Annotated in this window: 1 pseudogene; it reads right to left on the bottom strand. The window is 49.1% G+C overall.

Features of this window, described 5'->3' with window-relative positions:
* Positions 1–1,774 (bottom strand): annotated as a pseudogene (locus tag GX089_01945) (exodeoxyribonuclease V subunit gamma).
* Positions 1,775–2,692 lie beyond the last annotated feature (918 nt).

Here is a 2,692-nt window from a genome sequence, read left to right as displayed (position 1 = left end):
TAGTCGAACAGTAGTGCTCGACCATGTCCTTATCCGATGTGTCGAAATCGCGGAACGGAGATGGCTCCACCTCATCGATTGAATTCAGATTGAACCCCAGCGGAACAGGCATCGTGGCCAAAGGACCAAGCATCATTTGAGCCATCCTGAGTTTAAACGTGTGCGCGTCGGAGGCAACGGTCTCATAATCACCCATCTCCCTGCGATGACCGGCATCGAAAGCACGGAATGTCCCAAGTCTCATCGCCCAGTTTTCCCAGATTTCAAGCTCGGACCGGGAGATATTTCCGGCTTCCATCACGGTTTCATTGCGGAGAAGGGAAAAGACCCGGGCACGGGTAAAATCTCCGCCGCAAAGGGAGATCAGATCCTTTACCGCTGATGCGAACCGGCTCTGCCCGGCATCCACACCAAGCACAGTATAAGGAATATACCCCGGCTCATCCCGTCTGCAGGCCCCGAATACCTTTTCTATGAAGGGCAGATATTTGACCGGATCGGGCAGGTAAACAACCACGTCATCAAATCTCAGACTTTCATCAGCACTGATAAGATTCAACAGGTTCTCCCGCATCGTCTCCACTTCACGGCCCGGCTCAGGTGCAGCCAGAATCCGTATCGACTTGTCATCCGGTGCGGCCGCGGGCATCGAGCTGCTGTTGCGGGTAAGGATTGCATTCTGCAGTTCATGAAGGCGGCTGGGGGGCATAAAGTCATTGTCGGGCATGATGAAATCGAAATTGTACTGTGCAGCCTGACACCAGAGCGTGATGTTTTCCTTGCCGCTTCTGCCCCAGAGTTCAAGAAGGGGATGATCGGGGGTAGTGCTGTTGTAATTGAGGTGATCTGAATTGTAATCCCGGCTCTCCAGCTTTGAAATCGGGGGATTCGGGTTTTCGGGAAAACTCCAGCTTCTCTTTCCCCGTTTTCTGCGGGTTGTATCCACATCCTCCCAGAATTCCGAACAGGGGTTAAGCAGGTAGATGAAGATATCCCTGCTCCGGGAGATCTCAAGCAGCATATTTCTATGGAAGTGGCTGATTTTGCTCAACATAAAGATGAAAACAGAGGGGCCGTCAAATGACTGAGGGGGTTCATGCCTCAGGCGATAGAGTTGAGGAAGTGTAAGATAGCGTAGAGATTTTGGATTTTCCCTGTCTGCAGCAAGCAGTCCCTGTTTCCCGAATAGAGCATCATAGAGATCACGCTGCCAGATTTCACTCTCTCTGATCCAGGTTTCATTTTTCCCCGCCCTCTCGGAAAAGTAGAGCCTGTTTTCATCAAGCCAGGTCTGCTCCACCCCTTTGACTCTCCATCCGCCCGATGGGGGCAGATCCGGATCCCAGACAGCAGGGCGGTTGTACTCGTATTCCAGGAGAAGGCGGGTGATTTCCGATGAGAGCTGGACCTTCTTGACCGGATCGATAGTGCCCTCATCTTTCAGATACTTTTTTAACGGTGCGAAATTCTCTTTTTCAAGAAGCTCATCGGTAAGCAGAGCACAGATAATCTGCTGAAGTTTTTCCTTATGCAGGAAGACCATGTTCTCATCGGGATTAAGGATATCCCACAGGACAGTTTCGAGTGATGTTGTCTGTGGATTGAGAACGCATCCCAGTTTCTCCGCCAGACGCAGTTTCAGCCATTTGCCTGTCGCAGGATTTGGAACCACAAAAGAGGGCGGAAGGAACGGGTCATTCCACGCCGGACGGACAGCCTCGATCAGTGATGGAAGGAGGAGGTCGGGTCTGGGGGCGAAGTTAAGGTAGAGCATAGTGTTTTTTGCGTGAGATGATTAACAGTAAACGGTGGTTCAAAGCACACTCTCAACCATCTGCCATTCCTGAATTCCTTCTTTCCTGCCATCCGTCATTCCTGCGAAAGCAGGAATCCATTCGTATCAAATGGATTAGTATAATGTAAAAATAGCACCGGAACGGAGAAAGTGGTCTGAATTTATATAGGAACCACCGTTGATGAAAGACCCGTAGGTTTTTAAGCAAATGTTCCCACGATGTCATGTCTGTGAAAACAGGCATCCATTTTCTTTGAAAAGCCCCCTCGACATCCGATACACCGCATAAACACGCCCCACCGCGCACCTCCTGATGTGCACTATACTTGTGAACACTCCTGGAATCACTTAACATAGAGCTAACACATTATATCTGCTTTTCATTTGCAGAAGACAATGCAAAATCTTATAATAATTATGTGTCACCCGATAGCTTCTTGTGTAAATGGCGAGTTTCATCCTTGTAATCGGGTTTCAGTGAAGATTTAGAAGGTGTTTGGGGGGATTCCCTTGATGCGGGTTTTCTTGTGGGGAAGGACCGTGACGGGGGGGGGAAGGAGTGTCTTAATGCCGCCTCTTTTTTTCCGGTATCCAATATTCGTCTCTTCTTCCACCAGTAAAGGATGAGAAGCCGGCCAGTCTTACCCAACTTGTAAATTTTGCCCGTTGGGAACTACTCTACGTCAACACAAGGGATAGCCCAAGACCTGAGTCTTCGAAGGGCTTGGGCGTAAGGGGAGACTTCTCCTCCAAGAAATTCTAAAATCAGAATTTCCGGAAATGTCTTGAACTATGATTAATCTGATTAAGATGAAAGAAAATCCCCCTGCTCCTTAAAAAGGGGCAGGGGAGAGTCATTTTTATACCCGTAGTCCGGAAAGGAAATACTCCTATTTG

This window comes from Fibrobacter sp. (genome assembly GCA_012523595.1).
In the GTDB taxonomy this organism is placed as follows: domain Bacteria; phylum Fibrobacterota; class Chitinivibrionia; order Chitinivibrionales; family Chitinispirillaceae; genus JAAYIG01.
Note: the sequence above shows the minus strand (reverse complement) of the source record. Positions and strands in the feature narration are given on the sequence as shown.